Origin of the sequence: Mesorhizobium sp. B2-4-12, from assembly GCF_006441575.1 — a bacterium.
Classification (GTDB): domain Bacteria; phylum Pseudomonadota; class Alphaproteobacteria; order Rhizobiales; family Rhizobiaceae; genus Mesorhizobium.
On the sequence record NZ_VFVC01000049.1, the window covers coordinates 24,368 to 43,045 of the forward strand.

Sequence of the window (18,678 nt, forward strand, 5' to 3'; positions counted from 1 at the left end):
GGCCGGTGTTTGCGACGCCTTTGACCGGGGCCGGTTCCGCAACCCAATCGAGGTTTTCTCAAGTCGCATGCCTGCCGATATCCGCACGGCCCGCGCGTCTGACGTCGATGATCTCGCCGCCATCGAGAAAGCCGTTTTCTCGAGCGATCGCATTTCGCGACGCTCTTTTCGTCTGTTCATCGAGCGTGAGACCGCCGAGACTCTGGTCGCCGAAGTCGACGGCCGCGTCGCCGGCTATGCGATCGTGCTGTTTCGCAAGGGCAGTGGCGTGGCGCGGCTCTATTCCATAGCTGTCGGCCCGTTTTTCGGCGCGCTCGGCATCGGGCGCCAGCTGTTGTCGTCGGCGGAGGAGGCGGCCTTCGAGCACGATCGTATGATGCTGCGTCTCGAAGTGCGCGAGGATAACGGCCGTGCCATCCGCATCTACGAGCTTGCCGGCTACCGCAAGATTGGCCGGGAGCCTGGCTACTACGAGGACGGCGCCACCGCGCTTCGCTATGAAAAGACCTTGCGCGGCGACCTTGCGGTCGCCACCCGGGTGCCATTCTACCAACAGACCTGCGAATTCACCTGCGGCCCCTGTTGCCTGATGATGGCCATGGCCAATTTCGACCGCGGTTTCGTGCCCGATCCGGTGATGGAAATCCGCCTCTGGCGCGAGGCGACGACTGTCTTCATGATGTCTGGGCCGGGCGGCTGCGAACCGTTCGGCCTGGCTGTCTCGGGGTACGAAAGCGGGCTCGCCGCGGAAATCTTCGTTTCCTTCTACGGCGCGCTGTTCCTGCAGTCGGTGCGCAGCGAGGAAAAGCGCCGGGTAATGGAACTGGCGCAGGTCGACTTTCGCCGCCGCGCGGAACTTTACGGCATCCCGGTGAATTACCGCTCGTTCACCATCGATGACATCAGAACCGCGATCGCCGCGGGAAAGCTGGTGCTGGTGCTGATCAGCGGCTTCCTGATGTTCGGCAAGAAGGTGCCGCACTGGGTGCTGGCCATCGGCGATGACGGCGATCATATTCTGATCCACGATCCCTGGGTCGAGGACGAAAGGCAGGAAACCATCCTTGATGCCGCCAATATTCCCGTGCCCTACGGCATCTTCATGAACATGGCGCAGTTCGGCCGCGACGGACTGCGCGCCGCCATCACTCTGGGGAAGCGCGACACACAATGACCTGGGTCATCCTTACCGGCAGGCAGAGCGACCTCGACCAGGTGGCGACACCGCACAAGATCATCACCAACCGCGACTATCTTGCACATCCGGCGCTGTTCCGGGGCCAGCGGCCGAAGGTCATCAACCTGTCGAACAACTACGGCTACCAGAGCCGCGGCTATTATGCCTCGCTGCTGGCGAGCTCGCGCGGTCACAAGGTCATCCCGACCGTCGAGACGATGATCGACCTGTCGGAGCGCAAGCTCTATGAGCATGCGCTGCCGGAACTGGAGCTGGCGCTCAACAAATGCCGCAAGGATCTCGGCGGCGCCTTTCCGGCGAAGGTGTGCATCTTCTTCGGCATCGGGCCCTCCAAGGTGTGGGACCGTTTCGCCAAGCTGTTGTTCGACTGGTTCAGGGCGCCGGCGCTCGAAGTCCATATCAAGGACAGCGCCGAATGGGCCTCGATCCGCAAGATCGGCTTCCATCCGCTGGCGCGGATGACCGAGGAGGAAGAGGCGCACTTCATCCAGTGCCTGGAGACCTACACCAACCGCGAGTGGCGCGACACCAAGGGCCGCACGCCGGCGCGCTACACCTTCGCCACGCTGGTCGATCCGCATGAGGAATTGCCCCCGTCGGAAATCTCGTCGCTGCGCTACTGGGCCAAGATCGCCGAGAAGATGGGGGTCGAAATCGAGCCCATCACCAGGAAGGATCTCGCCAAGCTCGCGAATTACGACGCGCTGTTCATCCGCGAGACCACCTCGATCTCAAACCACACCTATCGTTTCGCCCGCCGCGCCCAGCAGGAAGGCATGCCGGTCATTGATGATCCGCTGTCGATGATCCGCTGTACCAACAAGGTCTATCTCAACGAGTTGATGTCCTACAACAAGGTGCCGGTGCCGCCGACGGTGATGATCGCCGGCGCTTCGGATCTCGAGCTTGCGGCGCAGACGTTGGGGTTCCCGCTGGTGCTGAAGATCCCGGATTCGTCCTTCTCGCGTGGCGTCAAGAAATGCGCCAGCTTCGAGGAGCTGAAGACGCTTGCAACCGAATGGCTGGAGGATTCCGACCTCCTCATCGCGCAGAAATTCATCCCGACCGAATATGACTGGCGCGTTGGCGTGCTCGGCGGTCAGCCATTGTTTGCCGTGCACTATCTGATGGCCAAGAAGCACTGGCAGATCGTCAACCACAAGGCCAATGGCAAGCCGGACCAGGGCGGCATCAAGACCTTCACGCTGAAGGAGACGCCGGCCCATGTCGTCGAGACGGCGGTGAAGGCAGCGCGCTGCATCGGCGACGGCCTCTACGGCGTCGACCTCAAGGAGACCAAGGACGGCGTCTTCGTCATCGAGGTCAACGACAATCCCAACCTCGACCATGGCTGGGAGGATTCGGGCGAGAAGGACGAGGTCTGGGTCCGGCTGACGCAATGGTTCCTGGAGCGGCTCGATCGGCCGGGACGATAATTCGCCGGGGGGAACATGCAGTTCATCGTGATCGAGGATTTCACCGGCCGCGACCGCAGGGACATCTACCGTCGCTTCCGCGACCGGGGAATGGGCTGACCTCGTCGAGTTCGAGATCGTCCCGGTGGCCACCAGCAAGGACATGTGGCGGCGCTGAGCGGGCACCTTTGACCATCGCTGTATGTCGGGTCAACAGAGCGTCGGCGAGCCCACTGCACGCCGGCATTCATTGATCAGCCAATCGCGAAACGCCACCACGACATCGCGCCTTGCGCTCCGCTCCGGGATCGTCAGGCAATAGGATTGGCGCAATGCAATCGCCCTTTCGGCGGGCCGCATCAACCTGCCGTCCTCCACCGCCTCGGCGCAGTAGACTCCTTGCGCCAGTGCCACGCCCAGCCCCGAAATGGCGAGGTCGAGAGCTGCGCGCGACGAGTTGGCCGACAAGCCGCGCTGCGCCGCCCGGCCTGGTTCGACACCGGCCGCCTCGAACCAGTTGCGCCAGGACGGAAATGACGCGCCCGTCGGTCCCCAGTCGGTGTGGATCAGCGGCAGCCCGGCGAGCGCATCGCCATCCGCCTTGATCATGCCGGAAAGCTGTGGCGCGCAGACGGGATAGACGGCGTCCCGGACGATCTCTTCGGTCGAGTGCTCGCGATAATGCGGACCGTAGGAGAGCCGGATGTCGATCAGCTCACGGTCGAACGGCACCGGGTCGTCATCGCCGCGAAGCGATATATCGGCGGCGCCATAGCTTGCGACGAAGCCCGCGAGACGCTGCGAAAGCCAGCCCATCGCCATGGACGGCGGCACCGAGACCACCAAGCGCGGGCGGAAAGCATCGCCGCTCAGTTCGCGCGAGACACTGCCGATTTCCTGGAAGGCCATGGTCAGCCGTGGCAGCATTTCGACGCCTGCCTCGCTGAGGACAACTCTACGGTTGACCCGATGAAACAGCTTGCGGCCCATCTGCTCCTCGACGGTGCGGATAAGCTGGCTGATGGCGGCGGCCGAGACGGAAAGCTCTTCCGCCGCCGCGGCGAAGCTGCCGGTACGCGCCGCGGCCTCGAAAGCCTGAAGTCCTTTTAGGGATGGAAGTGCGACCATGACCGGCAGATAGATAAGTTAAGCTTATCAAAATTGCAGAAATCGTTGTTTTTGGGAAGGTTTTTTAGCGACTAGAGTGGGCCTCATCAAATCTCCAGCCTGGATCGAGGCCAATGGACCACCGTGACATAATTGCATCCTTGACCCCGGAAGAGCGCAATCGCCTGACGGCCAAGTCGGACGTCGCGGGTCTCGTCCAGCTCGGCGCTCACTGGGGCGCGATTGTGGTCATTGGGTTGCTGATTGCGGCCAAGGTACCATTCTGGCCGCTGCTGATGCTGCCGCAAGGCCTCCTCATCGTGTTCCTGTTTACGCTGCTACACGAGACGGTTCATCGCACGGCCTTCGAGTCTCAGTGGCTGAACGATGCCGTGGCCCGGCTGTGCAGCCTGGCGCTCGCGCTGCCGGCCGACTGGTTCCGCTACTTCCATTTCGCCCATCACCGCTTCACCCAGGATCCGGAAAATGATCCGGAACTGGCCTTTCCCAAACCGGAAACGCTGCGGCAGTACCTCGTCCATGTTTCCGGCATCCCGGTGTGGTGGGGCCATCTCAAGACCCTTCATGCCAATGCGATGGGTAAATGCCGGGATAATTACGTGCCGCCGAAAGGCCGGCCCAAGGTGCGGGCCGAGGCGCGCGCCATGATTGCCTTCTACGCCGTGGTCATTCTGCTCGCCGTGTATTTCCGGCTCACCGCGCTTCTCCATGTCTGGATCATCCCCGCTTTGCTCGGTCAGCCATTCCTTCGGCTCTATCTCTTGGCCGAGCACGGCCGCTGTCCGTTCGTTGCCAACATGCTGGAAAACACCAGGACGACGCTGACCAACTGGGCAGTGCGCAAGCTGGCCTGGAACATGCCCTTTCACGCCGAGCATCATGCCTATCCCGGTGTGCCGTTTCATCAACTGCCGCGGTTCCATGCTCTGATCGAGCGGCACCTCAAGGTCGTCGAGCCCGGCTATGTCAGCTTCCATGAGAAATACCTAGAAACACTGAGTTGACCTTGTACGGATGCGATCAGCCGGTTTGGCTGTGCAGCGCACGCGATTTCAGCAGACGACGGATGGCCGCCGCCTTTGCGGGCACGCCAATCAAATACCCCTGCGCCTCGACACAGCCGTTCTCGCGCAGCATGTCGAGTTGCACCTCGGTCTCGACGCCCTCTGCCGTGACAACAATGCCAAGCTCGGTGCCGAGCGCGATGATGGTGCGAACGATCGCCGCCGTATCGCGATTGCCCATGTCGCGAATGAAAGAGCGGTCGATCTTGATCTTGTCGACCGGGAAACGCCTGAGGTAGCCGAGCGAGGAATAGCCGGTGCCGAAATCATCGAGCGCGATGCGGATGCCGAGTTCGCGCAACTGCCGTAGCGTCTTCAGCACGGCTTTGCTCTCATCCATCAGCACGGTTTCGGTGATTTCCAGTTCCAACTGGCTGGCCGGCACCTCGGAAAAGGCCAGGGCCGAGATGACGCCGCGGGCAAACCCGCCGCTTTTGAGCTGCACGGCCGAGACATTCACGGCAATGCGCAAGCCGGGAGGCCAGCTTGCCGCCGCCGCACAGGCCGTCCTCAATGCCCACTCGCCAAGCGGCACGATCAGTCCGGTTTCCTCCGCGACCGGGATGAATTGATCCGGAGCGACAGTGCCGCGCGCCGGCGAACGCCAGCGCATCAACGCCTCCGCGCCGATGATGTCGCCGGAGGCGATGTTCATGATAGGCTGAAAGTCGAGATCGAATTCCTGGCGTGGCAGCGCGGTCTCGAGGTCGACTTCAAGCGCCCGGCGGGCTTGCACCATGGCGTCCATTCCGGGTTCGAAGAAGCGATAAAGGTTGCGCCCCTCGCTCTTCGCCCGATAGAGCGCCGTATCGGCGTTTTTCAGCAGCGTATCGGCGTCCCTGCCGTCGTCGGGGAAAACGGCGATGCCCAGGCTGATCCCGACATGCATGTCCCGGCCCCTGTCGCGAAACGGTTTTGCGATTGTCTCGACGATGCGCTTCGCCAGTTTTTCAGCATCGGCGATGTCCTTGAAATTGAACTGCATGACGACGAACTCGTCGCCCCCGAAGCGGGCGACTATGTCTGTTTCATTGCGCAGGCAACCCTGCAGCCTCTCGGCGACGCTTTTCAGCAGCCAGTCGCCGGCGGGATGTCCCCATGTATCGTTGACCGCCTTGAAGCGGTCGAGATCGAGCGAGAAGATCGCCAGCGGCGTGGCCGTCACGTCCTCGAGCGCCAGGTCGAGCCGTTCGCGAAACATCGAGCGGTTGGGCAGTCCGGTCAGCGTGTCGTGATGCGCAAGATGGGTCATGCGCTCTTCGGTACGGCGGCGTTCGGTAACGTCGTCGAAGGTCGCCACCCAGCCGCCGCCGCTCATCGGCTGGCGTGTGACCAGAATCGTCCTGCCGTCGGTAAGATGCCGATAGGCCGAATGCTTTTTCCCTGCCCGCCGGCAGGCTTCGGTCTTAGCGACCTCGCTGTCGACGTCGATCTTCGTGTAGATGCCGAGTTCCAGCAATCGTTCCAGCGCGTCGCGATGCGTCGTTCCAAGTGGGAAGTCCGCCGCGGTGACGTTGTAGAGTTCCAGGAAACGCCCGTTACGCACGATCAGCTTGCCGGCGGCATCGTACATCATCAAGCCCTGCGACATGTTGGCGAGTGCGGCGTCGAAACGGCGATGCTGCTCCTTGAGGTCCTGCTCGGCGCGCCGCTGTTCGGTGATGTCCTCATAGATCGAGACCCAGCCGCCCGGGGTCAGCGGGCGGTGCGAGATGCTGATGATGCGGCCATCCGACAGCGTCTCTTCGTAAATCGAGGGTTTTGCCTGGTCGATATAGGGCTTGCGGATGGCGTAGAGTTCATCGGCACTTTGCGAGGCGACGCCGATCTCGACGCTGTGCCGCAAGATGTCGATGAAACGGATTCCCGGCCGCATCAGCTTGGCGTCGAGACGGACGATGTTGATGTAGTTGCCGTTGCAGATGATCATGCGCTCATCGGCATCGAACATGCACAGGCCATGCGACATGTTCTCGACCGCGGCTGAAAAACGTTCGTTCTGTTCGCGCAGTTCGTCTTCCATGCGGCGCGAGCGCTCCACGCCTTCGGTTGCCCGCTCCGGGACGGCCGAACCTTCCTTGACATCCACGACGGGCATGTGGCGCGCCTGCGGTGCGTGATCGAACTCCGCACTGTTGTCCGTTCCGGTTAATTTAGCGTTTTCTACCCTACCGCTGACGTCGGAACCTGGTGCCGCGATCTATCGAGCGCCGAAAACCGCTTCAGGAAGGCATTCTGCGCCGAGGTCACCGAGCGCGGCGTGAAATCGAAGCGCTCGGCGGAAAAACCGCGCGGGCGACCGAAGAATTCGGCCGCCTCGGCGGAGGAGAAACCAGCGAGCAGTGTCGCCTCGAAATAGGCGGCGATCTGGTCCGCGCGCTTGATCTCCTTGCGCAGCGCCGCCGCCGGTTCAGGAGGCAGCGAGAAGCGCAGATGGATGGCGCGCTGCAGACGCAATTCGCAGTCCTTGTAGCTGCCGCCCATCACCGATTTGAACGGTGAGATCATGTCACCGATGACATATTCAGGCGCATCGTGCAGCAGCGCCGCCAGCCGGTCGGCGGCCGAAGCCTGGGGTACCAGCTCGTTGAACAGGGCCTCGACCAACAGCGAATGCTGGGCGACCGAAAAGGCATGCTCCCCCCTGGTCTGGCCATTCCAGCGGGCGACACGGGCGAGCCCGTGGGCAATATCCGAAATCTCTATGTCGAGCGGCGAGGGGTCGAGCAGGTCGAGCCGGCGGCCGGACAGCATGCGCTGCCAGGCGCGTGGCGGCGCGCCGGTGCGGTCTGCCGCCATCAGGCTTCCTCCGCGCTGACGGCTTCCTGCGGGAAGGTGAAGTTGGCCCAGCCGGGGATGGTCAGCGTCACTGGGACATCATCCGCCAGGATCGGCTGGCCAACATCCATCGCTGCCTTGACCCTGTCGATGCGGGCGATGGCAAGCCCCGTTGTGCCGGCACTCGAGCCGAGCGTGCCGACGGGCCGTCCTTCGACGGTCAGTTCGGTGCCCGCAACTGGCAGCAGAAGCCTGCCCTCGACAATCAGCACACGCCGCCTGGCCGTGCCGCGATGTTGCATGCGCGAGACGACTTCCTGGCCTATATAGCAGCCCTTCTTGAAGCCGACGCCGCCCAGTTCGTCGAGCAGCACGTCATGCGGGAAGGCCTCGCCCAACACATAATCGGCGCCGCTTTCGGCAATGCCGTGGGCGGTGCGAAAGGCTTGCCATGCGGCGATGTCGCCGGTTTCCGCAGCGTCGGCATAGGAGCGCGTGACGGGTTCATCGCGAAAGCGCCTGTCGGCAACTGCTGTTGAATCATTTTGTGAAGCGATTGACTCCATTCCCCAGACAAGAGTGACAAGCGCCTGTTCCAGCTTGGCAATTTCGACCTTGGCGCGGAGCTTGTAGAGTATCAGCCGGCGAACGAAATCATCTGAAATGGCGGCACGGCATTCGAGCCGGAAGGCGTTTTCGCCGGCGCGCGAGATCAGGAAGTCGAACAGGATCTTGCCTTGCGGCGCCAGAAGCGCGCCGGGCTTAGCTTCGCCGTTGCCAAGCGTGTCGAGATCGGTGGTCAGGATATTTTGCAGAAAGTGTTCGGCATCCGGGCCGGAGACGGTGATGAGCGCGCGGTCTTTCCGCAGGGCAAAGGGCATGGTGCGGATATAAGCCTGATCTTGCAAAACGGTTGGCCATTACGTAAGCCGCTGGCACTCCCCCCGCAAGAGATCGATCAGCATGGCCAATACCTACGACCTCATCCTGACAGGCGGCATCGTGGTCAACCATGACGGCGAGGGGGCACGTGACATCGGCGTGAAGAATGGGCGCATCGCCGCCATCGGCGATCTCCGCCAGGCTTCGGCGGGCGAGACCATCGACTGCCGGGGCCTGCACATCCTGCCGGGCGTCATCGACAGCCAGGTGCATTTTCGTGAACCCGGACTGGAGCACAAGGAGGACCTGGAAACGGGCTCACGCGCGGCGGTGCTTGGCGGTGTCACCGCCGTGTTCGAAATGCCCAACACCAACCCGTTGACCACCAGCGATACAACGCTTGCCGACAAGGTCCGGCGCGGCAGTGGCCGCATGCATTGCGATTTTGCGTTTTGGGTCGGCGGCACCCGCGACAACGCCAGGGATGTCGGCGAGCTCGAGCGGTTGCCGGGCGCGGCCGGAATAAAGGTCTTCATGGGGTCGTCCACCGGCGATCTGCTGGTCGAGGACGACGAAGGTGTCGCCTCGATCCTGAGGAATACCCGCCGCCGGGCCGCCTTTCATTCGGAGGACGAGTTCCGGCTGCGTGAGCGGCTGGGCTTACGCATCGAGGGCGACCCGTCTTCGCATCCGGTCTGGCGCGACGAGATCGCCGCCTTGCGCTGCACCGAACGGCTGGTGCGCATCGCGCGCAACGTTCGAGCCCGCATCCACGTCCTGCATATCTCGACCGCGGAGGAAATATTGTTCCTTGAGCAGCACAAGGACGTCGCGACCTGCGAGGCGACGCCGCACCATTTGACGCTGAGTGCCGACGACTATACCCGGCTCGGCACGCTGATCCAGATGAACCCGCCGGTACGTGCCGCGCGCCACCGCGACGGTGTCTGGCACGGAATCGCACAAGGCATTGTCGACGTGCTCGGCTCCGACCACGCCCCGCATACGCTTGCCGAGAAGGCAAAACCCTATCCGGCCTCGCCCTCGGGGATGACCGGCGTGCAGACCCTGGTGCCGATCATGCTCGACCACGTCAATGCTGGGCGCCTGACCCTGCAGCGCTTCGTCGACCTCTCGAGCCATGGTCCGCAGCGAATCTTCGGCATGGCCGGAAAGGGGCGCATCGCCGCCGGCTACGATGCCGACTTCACCATCGTGGACATGAAGCGGCGCGAGACCATCACCAATGCGCAGGCCGGTTCGAAGGCCGGCTGGACGCCTTATGACGGCAAGCAAGTCACCGGTTGGCCCGTCGGCACCGTCATTCGCGGCCGACGCGTCATGTGGGAAGGCGAAATCGCTACGCCCGGCCAAGGCAGGGCGGTGGAGTTTTCCGAGGCGCTGCCGGTTTAGGTCAACCGTCGGCGCTGCGTCACGTCTCTGATTTTTAAGCGTTCTGCACTATATCAGGGACATTGTGATCGCACATATCACGCCTATGATCGATCCGGCCGGGTTCCCAGAGCTGCAAGCGCTCTTGTGGAGCCGGGATCCTGCACGCCCGATCCCTGCCGAGGAAGCATTTGCGTTGTACGAGCGCAATTGGCGCTTTGTCGATCAAACCCGGCTTACGGCGCGCGAAAAGCTGCTTATCCAGAATCTCGCCAACGAATTCGGTCACGGCATCCTTTTTTAACTGCCGGCCAAGATTCCGCCATCACCGAAAGAACCTGCCGGCCCACTCAAACAATAGCGCCCACGGCCTGTATGAGCGAACTGGCTCCTGAACTTCGCACCAATCTTCCCACAAACAGACGGGGTCAAACTCAGTCCCCAGCGACGAAGAAGGACCATTGTCCGGCGGGCGTGATGCCGACCCGATAGAAGATATAGGCGCCGAACTGCTTCATGTCGTCGAAATCACCGGCGGTGACGATCTTGAACAGCTCGACCCGTTGCTTGGCGTCGAGCTTGTCCAGCGGCAGCGCGAAGAAGTAGGGCCAGACATAGAGTTCCTGCGGCGTCCCGGCGTCGACATGGACATAACCGGCACTGAGCACTTCCTCCAGAATGGCCAGGATCTCCTGGCCATCCGGGTCGCCCGAGAGCCCTTTCAGGAAGGCGACGGCATCGCCATCGATGTCGGTCAGCGAGAGCTGGGTCATGCTGTCGCCCTTGCCGATCATGGGCCTCAGCGTCTCGATGTCGCCGCTCTTGCAGGCTTCGATGATCAAGTCATGCATGCGCCGTACCGGCTCGGGCAGCTTGCCGAGGTCGTAGACCACCTCCGGCGGGGGCGCCTCGGGATCGACACGCGGCCTGTTGGAGCCGCTGTCGGCAGGGCTGTCGGGCTCTGCCGCGTCCGGTTCGGCCGGCTGCCTGGTCGAAGGCGTTCCCACCGGGTCGGGCATTGGAATGGCACTGCCGGGCGGTGAGACATCGTCGTCCGCCGATGGTATGACCGGCGAGGGGAGCTCCTCGTGCTGGATTTCGCTCAATGCATGGGCAGGGCTGCTTGCGAGGCACATCAACAGGGGGATGGCGGCGCAGCAAGCAGCAAAGCGGATGTGGAGGACCAAGCCCTTCGGCCTGCCTGACACCGGAAAATTCACTGCCCGCATCTCCTGCTCACGGGCATGGTGCCCGAACGGAACTCCATCGTCAAAGAACCGGACGTCGGTTCAGTGCCGCAGCCGCTCGGGTTCGAAGGCGCCAGCAATGACCTTTTCACGCACGCGGTCGAGCAGGGCAAGCGCCGATGTCTCGCCGTTGGCGCGCAGCATCTCACCGAATGCGGTCTCAAGCGCCGCCTCGGCAATGATCTCGGGCTCGATGCCGGCCGAAAGGCCTTCCGCCCAGGCTTCGCTGTGGCTCTCAACCGCCGTCAGGCGCTTTTCTTCCCTGACCAGCGCGTCAATGTCATTGGCAGCATGTTCCATAAGCGATGTCCACCCTTTCAAGCGGCAACCCATCAGTGTGGATCAGGCTTGATCTGTTCTGTTCACACGCGGCCTCGAATAAGTCTCTGTAAATACGACATTTTTTTGATCGTCTTTGACAGGGGCCAACTGTGTCTGGCGAAGCTGCGTTTCAACCCGTATCAAACTTAGCCGATTAGGCCGGCCTGCGGGGCGAAAACCTTCAGTTTGAGTTAATTCCGCATCCGTGCGGTAACGTTTAATTAACGCTGTTGCACAAGTGCAACATCAGGATTGCACCAAGACATTGATGGCACAAGACGGATATGGCTGTCGTCGCCCGCAGCGGCGAGAATATCTGTTGATGGACGTCCAGACTGCCTTATCGACTCAAGCAGCAGCCGCAGAACCGATACCTTTGCTTCACGCAATTCCAGATTGAATGCGTTCCAGGTCTTCCTGCCGGTGTCACTAGTTGCCATAGCGCGAGGCGATGTCGCGCGACAGCGTCTCGCCTTCTTTCATGTAGCGGCTGATGGCTTCCGTGGCTGACGTTGTACACCGTGTATAAGTGCCCCCGAAGGAGCGATAGCCGCGGTTGAAGCTGGCGATGAAGCGGGCGCGCCGCTCGGCATCCGGGTTCTCCGAATCGATCAGCTTCTGCATCTCGACACGCCATTGGTCGCCCTTCTCGCCGCACAAATTGCGCAGGAAATGCAGTGATCCCAGGATTTCGGCCAGCCGCATCAATCCGGGCTCGAACGGCGCCTCGGCACTCGACGCAGGCCGCGCCGCCAGTGTCATGCCGACGGCGAGGCACAAAGCGACGAGAAATGGAGAGCGGCTCATAAATCTATGTGACTAAACAATTTGTCGCCTGCAAGGCGTTTCCAGAACAACTCTTGAGGTTTTCAGCGACTTTCAGAGGAGCTGTCGGAACGGCCGAGCAACTCCTGCGCGACCATAAGCACCGAACCGGCGAGCGGCAGCGCCGCCATCTCGCGGAGGGTGTAGAAGGCGGCTGTCTCGGCATCGTCACTAGCCACTGCCTCGCCGCCGGCATAGGCGGCGCCGAAGACGGTGAGGCGATAGTCGACCGGGTGCCTGTCGTCTCTGCCGTCGATATGGATTTCCCGAAGCGGGCGAAAACCAGCGGCATGCAAACCAGTCTCCTCCATGAGTTCGCGCCGAGCCGCATCCTCCAGTGTCTCGCCAGCCTCGACCTTGCCGCCCGGAAAGGCATACAGCCCCTGGGAAGGCTGCCTTGCCCGCTTCACCAGCAGCACGGTGTCGTTGCGCACCACGGCGACCGAGACTGCCGGCAGCGTCTTTCGTGTATCGTTCATGGCCCCTGACCGTTCGATTGCCCGCAGCCCGCTGTGGACGGCCGCCATGAGACAGCTTTAGCGGTTGCAGTGCGGCTATTCCATCGCCACTTTCTGGCTGAACCGTTCCAAGGCAGGAGCTATCGATCATGTGCGGACGTTTTGCCTTGACTGCGACGCCGGACCAGACCGCTGCCTTTCTGGGCATGACGGAGCTCGAGGATTTTCCGGTGCGCTACAACATCGCGCCGACTCAGCCGGTCCTGATGGCGACCGCCGGCGCGCCGAGGGCGCCGGGCTCCAACTTGCCGGACCGCCGCCCGATGCTGGTGCGCTGGGGGCTCATTCCCGCCTGGGTCAAGGACACCAGGGAGTTTCCGCTGCTGTTCAACGCGCGCTCGGAAGGGGCAATCGAGAAGGCCTCGTTCAAGGCCGCCATGCGCCACCGCCGCGCCTTGGTGCCGGCGTCCGGCTTTTATGAATGGCGGCAAACAGGCGGCAAGAAGGGGCAGCCTTACTGGATACGGCCCCGGCATGGCGGGTTGGTCGCCTTTGCCGGTTTGATCGAAACCTATGCCGAGCCCGGTGGTTCGGAGATGGACACCGGCGCGATCCTGACCGTCAACGCCAATGCCGACATCGCCCATATCCATGACCGGATGCCGGTGGTGATCGATATCTCTGACTTTGCCCGCTGGCTGGATTGTCGCACGCAGGAGCCGCGCGACGTTACCGATCTCTTGCGGCCGGTTCAGCCAGATTTCTTCGAGGCAATTCCCGTCTCCGACCTCGTCAACAAGGTCGCCAACACCGGACCGGAGATACAGGTGAGGGGCGAGATCGGGCCGGTGCCCGAGAAGGCTAGGCGCCAGAAGCCCGGCGCTGATGACAGTCAGATGACGCTATTTTAGCCCAAGCTGCTTGAAGCTCAGCCGTGGCGCCCGTATTCCGGCGCCAATTCCCAGGCGCCTTTTGCGCCGGCCGCACCGCTTCAGGCAGCGCGAGGCGATACGATCTTCTGCGCGGGCTTCTTCTTCTTCGCGGTGTGAAGAAGGGCGGCGACGATCGCGGCCGGACCGATTGCGCGATAGTGATTGGCAAGTGCTGGTTGCTTGGCGCGGTTGGCGTCTTGCTTGCTTCGAGGCATGTTTCTCTTCCCAGGTAACGTTTTCGTGTTTGCGTTTGACCGTTGAAATCCGACCAAATCGTGACGCTTGGTGATCTAGCCGGGGAATGTTTCATGACTGTGCCGACAGGTTTAATAAAATGTTTCACTGCCTGATTCCGCGTGATCGAGCGACGCGATAGTCAGTCTTGGCGACGTTTTTCCTGGCATCAGCGGCTTGACGGCAACACTGGTCAAGGCGATAAAGCCGCCCATGAAAACGTCTTTCGCCATTTGTGGCATTTGCATTATTGGCTAGCCTCGTGCTGGTCCGGACGTTTTCGCCTCATCTTTCCCTAGATTGGACAAACGCCCCGGCCAGCAGGCTGGAGCCTGATTTGCGCCTTGGCGCGGGGCTGGCTCCAGCCAGACAAGAAGTTCTGAACCGGGAAAGCATGGAATGTCGGACGCATTTAAGGGCCTGCGCCTCTACAACACGCTGACGCGCACGAAGACGGACTTCGTTCCGATCGATGCGCTGAATGTGCGCATGTATGTCTGCGGCCCGACCGTCTACGATTTCGCTCATATCGGCAATGCCAGGCCGGTCATCGTCTTCGACGTGCTGTTCCGTCTGCTGCGCCATGTTTACGGGCAGGCGCATGTCACCTATGTGCGCAACATCACCGACGTCGACGACAAGATCAACGCGCGTGCGCTGCGCGATTTCGGCGGCGAGATTGCAGCCGGAAAATTGTCGCTCAACGAAGCCATCCGCCGGGTGACCGAAAAGACCGCCGACCAGTTCCACAGGGATGTCGCCACGCTCGGCTGCCTGGAGCCGACAGTCGAACCGCGCGCCACCGAATTCGTCGAGCCCCGCGCTGACGGCAAGGCAGACATGATCACCTTGATTCAAAGCCTGATCAAACGCGGCCATGCCTATGTCGCGGCAGGCGAAGTGCTGTTCGACACGGCGTCGATGCCGGACTATGGGCAATTGTCGAAGCGCAATCTCGACGAGCAGCAGGCCGGCGCCCGCATCGCCGTCGACGCGCACAAGAAGAACCCCGGCGATTTCGTGCTGTGGAAACTGTCGACCCAGGAAGAGCCGGGCTGGGAAAGCCCGTGGGGCAGGGGGCGGCCGGGCTGGCACATCGAATGCTCGGCAATGTCGGCCGCCTATCTCGGCGAGGTCTTCGACATCCATGGCGGCGGCCTCGATCTGATCTTTCCCCATCATGAGAACGAGATCGCCCAGTCGCGCTGCGCCCATGGCACCGATGTCATGGCCAACATCTGGATGCACAATGGCTTCCTGCAGGTGGAAGGGCAGAAGATGTCGAAGAGCCTCGGCAATTTCTACTCGATTCATGAATTGCTTGAGACCGAGACCTTTGGCGGTCGCTCATGGCCGGGCGAGGTTCTGCGGCTGGCGATGCTGATGACGCATTACCGCGAGCCGATCGATTTCTCCGTGCGCAAGCTGGAAGAGGCGGAGAATACTTTGCGTAAATGGAAACGTGCGGCAGACCTGGCCCCGGCGGCCGGCGATTTGCCGACAAAGGTCGTGGAAGCACTCTCGGATGATCTGGCCACCTATGCCGCCTTCCAGCATTTGACCCTGCTTGCGAACGAGGCCGCCGAATTCGACGGCAAGGGTGAGAACCCCGCCGCTGCTTCGCTGAAGGCAGCCCTTCTCTTCCTCGGCTTCGACGTCGGCGCAGCCAAGGTCGACGAGGCTGCAGTCAACAAGGCGATCGCCAGGCGCCTGGAATTGATTGCCGCCAAGAACTGGGCCGAAGCCGACCGCATCCGCGACGACCTTTTGGCGCAAGGTGTACAGTTGAAGGACGGCAAGGATCCGGCCACGGGCGAACGCATTACCACTTGGGAGGTGAAGCGGTGAGGGTGCCACCAAGCACCCCCCTCTGCCCTACCGGGCATCTCCCCCTCAAGGGGGGAGATTGGCCGACACTTTCGCTTTCGCCAGTCGCTAACATCAAAGATTGGGCGCCGTCGGCGAGACTGCCGATCTCCCCCCTTGAGGGGGAGATGTCCGGCAGGACAGAGGGGGGCGAACTGCGATGACGCATTATCCAGTGCCCGCCAAAAATCGTGGAAACGCGCGCAAGATGCGCAAAGCCATGACCGATGCCGAGCTGAAACTTTGGAATGAGATTAGAGCCCATAGGCTAATGGGATTGGCCTTCAAACGTCAGATGCCGATTGCTGGCTACATCGTCGATTTTGCCTGTCCAAATAAAAAGCTGATCATAGAACTGGATGGTTCTCAGCATGCACGAGCGGCAGCCTCGACATCGGATGCCACAAGAACAGCCAAGCTTGGAGCACTAGGCTGGACCATCCTGCGTTTCTGGAACGACGACGTCATCCGCAATATCGACAATGTCTGCCAGCACATCGTCATCGCCGCAGGCCTGGGCAACGCCGAAGCGCCGGCACCAGCAAGGGAGGAGGCATTTCCATGATCGATCATCTCAGCATCACCGTTGCCGATTTCGACGCTTCGAAGGCTTTCTACGACAAGGCAATGGCGCCGCTTGGCGCCTCTCTGCTCTATATGGTGCCGTTGGAATACACGGGTGGCGCCAAGGTCGGCGGCTATGGCCGCGACCGGCCGGTGTTCTGGCTGAGTGCCGGAACGGAAAAGCCAAAGTCCACGCAGCACGTCGCCTTCACCGCGCGCAGCCGTGCCGAAGTCAACGCCTTTCATGCCGCGGCGGTTGCCGCCGGCGGCAAGGACAATGGCGCGCCGGGCCTGCGTTCGCACTGTCATCCCAATTACTATGGCGCCTTCGTCTTCGATCCTGACGGCAACAATGTCGAGGCGGTCTGCCATGATCCGGAGTGAGATGCGATGAGCCTCGACAACCGGCCGGTCTATACGGGCGGCTGCCAGTGCGGTGCGGTGCGCTTCTGCGTCGAGGGCGCGCTTGGCGACGCCTCGATCTGCCACTGCCGCATGTGCCAGAAGGCGAGCGGCAATTTCTACCTGCCGCTGGTCTCGGTGCGCGGCGCCAAGGTCGACTGGACACGCGGTGAGCCCAAGCGCTTCCGCTCCTCCAACGCCGTCTGGCGCGGCTTCTGCGGCGAATGCGGCACGCCGCTGACCTTCGAGGCGCCCGACGGCATGGCGCTCGCCATCGCCGCCTTCGACGATCCGGCTGATATAGCGCCGATCATCCAATGGGGCACGGAGGCAAAGTTGCCTTATGTGGATTCCATTCCGCAATTGCCGGGCGAGGACACGATGGCTGACGTGGGGTCGGCCCCCTATCTCGCCGAGCTCGTCTCCTACCAGCATCCCGACCACGACACCGACCAATGGCCGCCGGAGGAAAGACCATGACCGAGACCGTTCGAACTGGTGGTTGCCAATGCGGCGCCGTGCGCTTCCGCATCCACGGCAAGCTCGGACGCCCGTCCATCTGCCATTGCCGCATGTGCCAGAAACAGTTCGGCAATTTCTTCGGCACGCTGGTGACCGTGCCGAAGGACGGCGTCGAATGGACCCATGAGGAGCCGCATTATTTCCAGTCCTCGGTCAATGTCGACCGAGGATTCTGCGCCCGCTGCGGCACGCCGCTGACCTACCGCCAGCCCGGCGGGCTCGAGATTGCCATCGGCGCTTTCGACGACCGATCGGATTTGGCGCCGCAGATTCAGGTCAACTATGCGGCCCGGCTTCCCTGGGTGGAAAAAATCTTCGAGGCGCCGGTCCACGACGATCCCGACTATTACGCACGGCAGGAGCAGATCATCTCCTTCCAGCACCCCGATCACGAAACGGCCAACTGGCCGCAACAGGGCCTGAAACTATGACAATTGCCACCGGTTCTCTGCGCACCCTCTATCCCGAGATCGAGCCATTCGAGTCAGGCATGCTCGATGTCGGTGACGGCCACACCATTTATTGGGAGCGCTGCGGCACCAGGGGCGCAAAGCCGGCTGTGTTCCTGCATGGCGGCCCGGGCGGTACCATTTCGCCAAAACATCGACGGCTGTTCGATCCAAAGCTCTACGACGTCATCCTGTTCGACCAGCGCGGCTGCGGAAAATCGACGCCGAACGCCTCGCTTGAAGCCAACACCACCTGGCATCTCGTCGCCGACATAGAACGTCTGCGCGAAATGGCCGGCTTCGACAGATGGTTGGTGTTCGGTGGCTCGTGGGGCTCGACGCTGGCGCTCGCCTATGCCGAGACCCACCCCGATCGCGTCAGCGAGCTGGTGGTGCGCGGCATCTACACGCTGACCCGGGCAGAACTCGAATGGTACTATCAGTTCGGCGTCTCCGAGATGTTTCCCGACAAATGGGAGCGTTTCCTGGCGCCGATCCCCGAGGCCGAGCGCGGCGACATGATGGCGGCCTACCGCGAAAGGCTGGTCGGTACGGACCGCAAGGCGCGGATAGAAGCGGCTCGCGCCTGGAGCCTGTGGGAAGGCGAGACGATCACGCTGCTGCCGGAGCCCGAAACCAGCGGTCCGTTTGGGCAGGACGACTATGCCGTCGCCTTCGCCCGCATCGAGAATCACTATTTCGTCCATGCCGGCTGGCTGGAAGAGGGGCAGCTCCTGCGCGACGCGTACAAGCTCAAGGACATCCCAGGCACCATCGTCCATGGCCGCTACGACATGCCGTGCCCGGCGCGCTACGCCTGGGCGCTGCACAAGGCCTGGCCCAAGGCGGATTTCCACCTCGTCGAGGGCGCCGGCCACGCCTATTCGGAGCCGGGGATACTCGACCAGTTGATCCGGGCTACGGATCGGTTTGCGGGGAAATAACCGTGCAGGTTCATGTCCTATGGCGCCCCCCTCTGTCCTGCCGGACATCTCCCCCAC

At 62.2% G+C, this 18,678-nt stretch carries 23 protein-coding genes; 13 read left to right on the forward strand and 10 right to left on the reverse strand.

Going from position 1 to position 18,678, the window contains the following annotated elements; genetic code table 11:
* Positions 1 to 67: 67 nt before the first annotated feature.
* The 3 genes from FJ934_RS23460 to FJ934_RS28785 are packed head-to-tail and all read left to right on the forward strand — an operon-like array spanning position 68 to position 2,791.
* Positions 68 to 1,174: a peptidase C39 family protein gene (locus tag FJ934_RS23460; protein ID WP_140612813.1), complete on the forward strand. Its 1,107-nt coding sequence runs from the start codon at positions 68 to 70 to the stop codon at positions 1,172 to 1,174.
* Positions 1,171 to 2,634, forward strand: a complete 1,464-nt coding sequence (locus FJ934_RS23465; protein ID WP_140612814.1) for a RimK family protein — start codon at positions 1,171 to 1,173, stop codon at positions 2,632 to 2,634. Before FJ934_RS23460 ends, FJ934_RS23465 begins: the two co-directional genes overlap by 4 nt.
* Positions 2,635 to 2,671: 37 nt before the next feature.
* A complete protein-coding gene (locus FJ934_RS28785; protein WP_348642504.1) occupies positions 2,672 to 2,791 on the forward strand; it encodes a DUF3303 family protein in 120 nt (39 codons plus the stop codon).
* Positions 2,792 to 2,823: 32 nt separating this feature from the next.
* Here FJ934_RS28785 and FJ934_RS23470 read toward each other — a convergent pair whose 3' ends face one another.
* Positions 2,824 to 3,741 carry a LysR substrate-binding domain-containing protein gene (locus FJ934_RS23470; protein WP_140612815.1) on the reverse strand — a complete coding sequence of 306 codons (918 nt, stop codon included), beginning with the start codon at positions 3,739 to 3,741 and terminating at the stop codon, positions 2,824 to 2,826.
* 113 nt (positions 3,742 to 3,854) lie between these two features.
* Between FJ934_RS23470 and FJ934_RS23475 the strand changes: the two genes are divergently transcribed.
* The gene (locus FJ934_RS23475) at positions 3,855 to 4,745 is read left to right on the forward strand and encodes a fatty acid desaturase family protein (RefSeq protein WP_140612816.1); all 891 of its coding nucleotides are present in this window, start codon (positions 3,855 to 3,857) and stop codon (positions 4,743 to 4,745) included.
* Positions 4,746 to 4,761: 16 nt separating this feature from the next.
* Here FJ934_RS23475 and FJ934_RS23480 read toward each other — a convergent pair whose 3' ends face one another.
* The 3 genes from FJ934_RS23480 to FJ934_RS23490 form a co-directional block, all read right to left on the reverse strand.
* Complete coding sequence (locus FJ934_RS23480) at positions 4,762 to 6,903, reverse strand: EAL domain-containing protein (RefSeq protein WP_140612817.1); 2,142 nt, start codon at positions 6,901 to 6,903, stop codon at positions 4,762 to 4,764.
* Between the two features lie 65 nt (positions 6,904 to 6,968).
* Positions 6,969 to 7,604: an HD family hydrolase gene (locus FJ934_RS23485; protein ID WP_140612818.1), complete on the reverse strand. Its 636-nt coding sequence runs from the start codon at positions 7,602 to 7,604 to the stop codon at positions 6,969 to 6,971.
* Complete coding sequence (locus FJ934_RS23490; protein ID WP_140612834.1) at positions 7,604 to 8,464, reverse strand: folate-binding protein YgfZ; 861 nt, start codon at positions 8,462 to 8,464, stop codon at positions 7,604 to 7,606. The genes FJ934_RS23485 and FJ934_RS23490 overlap by 1 nt, the downstream gene beginning before the upstream one ends.
* Positions 8,465 to 8,546: 82 nt before the next feature.
* Here FJ934_RS23490 and FJ934_RS23495 point away from each other — a divergent pair, with 82 nt between their 5' ends.
* Positions 8,547 to 9,878: a dihydroorotase gene (locus tag FJ934_RS23495; protein WP_140612819.1), complete on the forward strand. Its 1,332-nt coding sequence runs from the start codon at positions 8,547 to 8,549 to the stop codon at positions 9,876 to 9,878.
* Between the two features lie 85 nt (positions 9,879 to 9,963).
* Entirely contained in the window at positions 9,964 to 10,161 is a 198-nt protein-coding gene (locus FJ934_RS23500) for a hypothetical protein (protein WP_181165740.1), read from the forward strand.
* A gap of 130 nt (positions 10,162 to 10,291) precedes the next feature.
* On the opposite strand, the gene FJ934_RS23505 is transcribed toward FJ934_RS23500, so the two are convergent.
* The 4 genes from FJ934_RS23505 to FJ934_RS23520 form a co-directional block, all read right to left on the reverse strand.
* Positions 10,292 to 11,077, reverse strand: a complete 786-nt coding sequence (locus FJ934_RS23505) for a hypothetical protein (protein WP_181165739.1) — start codon at positions 11,075 to 11,077, stop codon at positions 10,292 to 10,294.
* Positions 11,078 to 11,146: 69 nt separating this feature from the next.
* Entirely contained in the window at positions 11,147 to 11,404 is a 258-nt protein-coding gene (locus FJ934_RS23510) for a hypothetical protein (RefSeq protein ID WP_140612821.1), read from the reverse strand.
* A 450-nt stretch (positions 11,405 to 11,854) separates the two neighbouring features.
* Positions 11,855 to 12,232 (reverse strand): TIGR02301 family protein, encoded by a 378-nt coding sequence (locus FJ934_RS23515; RefSeq protein ID WP_140612822.1) that lies wholly within the window; start codon positions 12,230 to 12,232, stop codon positions 11,855 to 11,857.
* A 62-nt stretch (positions 12,233 to 12,294) separates the two neighbouring features.
* Positions 12,295 to 12,729: an NUDIX hydrolase gene (locus FJ934_RS23520; RefSeq protein WP_140612823.1), complete on the reverse strand. Its 435-nt coding sequence runs from the start codon at positions 12,727 to 12,729 to the stop codon at positions 12,295 to 12,297.
* 128 nt (positions 12,730 to 12,857) lie between these two features.
* On the opposite strand from FJ934_RS23520, the gene FJ934_RS23525 reads away from it, so the two are divergent.
* The gene (locus FJ934_RS23525; RefSeq protein WP_140612824.1) at positions 12,858 to 13,619 is read left to right on the forward strand and encodes an SOS response-associated peptidase; all 762 of its coding nucleotides are present in this window, start codon (positions 12,858 to 12,860) and stop codon (positions 13,617 to 13,619) included.
* Between the two features lie 80 nt (positions 13,620 to 13,699).
* Here the strand turns inward: FJ934_RS23525 and FJ934_RS23530 are convergent, their stop codons facing one another.
* Together FJ934_RS23530 and FJ934_RS28115 are read right to left on the reverse strand one after the other, a co-directional pair.
* Positions 13,700 to 13,855: a hypothetical protein gene (locus FJ934_RS23530; protein WP_140612825.1), complete on the reverse strand. Its 156-nt coding sequence runs from the start codon at positions 13,853 to 13,855 to the stop codon at positions 13,700 to 13,702.
* Between the two features lie 111 nt (positions 13,856 to 13,966).
* Entirely contained in the window at positions 13,967 to 14,107 is a 141-nt protein-coding gene (locus FJ934_RS28115) for a hypothetical protein (protein WP_181165741.1), read from the reverse strand.
* A gap of 166 nt (positions 14,108 to 14,273) precedes the next feature.
* Here FJ934_RS28115 and cysS point away from each other — a divergent pair, with 166 nt between their 5' ends.
* From cysS to pip, 6 genes are all read left to right on the forward strand, one after another.
* The gene (gene cysS / locus FJ934_RS23535; protein WP_140612826.1) at positions 14,274 to 15,722 is read left to right on the forward strand and encodes a cysteine--tRNA ligase; all 1,449 of its coding nucleotides are present in this window, start codon (positions 14,274 to 14,276) and stop codon (positions 15,720 to 15,722) included.
* A gap of 178 nt (positions 15,723 to 15,900) precedes the next feature.
* Positions 15,901 to 16,305, forward strand: a complete 405-nt coding sequence (locus FJ934_RS23545) for a DUF559 domain-containing protein (protein WP_140612827.1) — start codon at positions 15,901 to 15,903, stop codon at positions 16,303 to 16,305.
* A complete protein-coding gene (locus tag FJ934_RS23550) occupies positions 16,302 to 16,688 on the forward strand; it encodes a VOC family protein (protein WP_140612828.1) in 387 nt (128 codons plus the stop codon). Before FJ934_RS23545 ends, FJ934_RS23550 begins: the two co-directional genes overlap by 4 nt.
* 6 nt (positions 16,689 to 16,694) lie before the next feature.
* A complete protein-coding gene (locus tag FJ934_RS23555) occupies positions 16,695 to 17,186 on the forward strand; it encodes a GFA family protein (RefSeq protein WP_140612829.1) in 492 nt (163 codons plus the stop codon).
* Positions 17,183 to 17,659, forward strand: coding sequence for a GFA family protein (locus FJ934_RS23560; protein WP_140612830.1), 477 nt, complete (start codon positions 17,183 to 17,185; stop codon positions 17,657 to 17,659). The genes FJ934_RS23555 and FJ934_RS23560 overlap by 4 nt, the downstream gene beginning before the upstream one ends.
* Positions 17,656 to 18,621: a prolyl aminopeptidase gene (gene pip, locus FJ934_RS23565; RefSeq protein ID WP_140612831.1), complete on the forward strand. Its 966-nt coding sequence runs from the start codon at positions 17,656 to 17,658 to the stop codon at positions 18,619 to 18,621. Before FJ934_RS23560 ends, pip begins: the two co-directional genes overlap by 4 nt.
* The last annotated feature ends 57 nt before the right edge of the window (positions 18,622 to 18,678 follow it).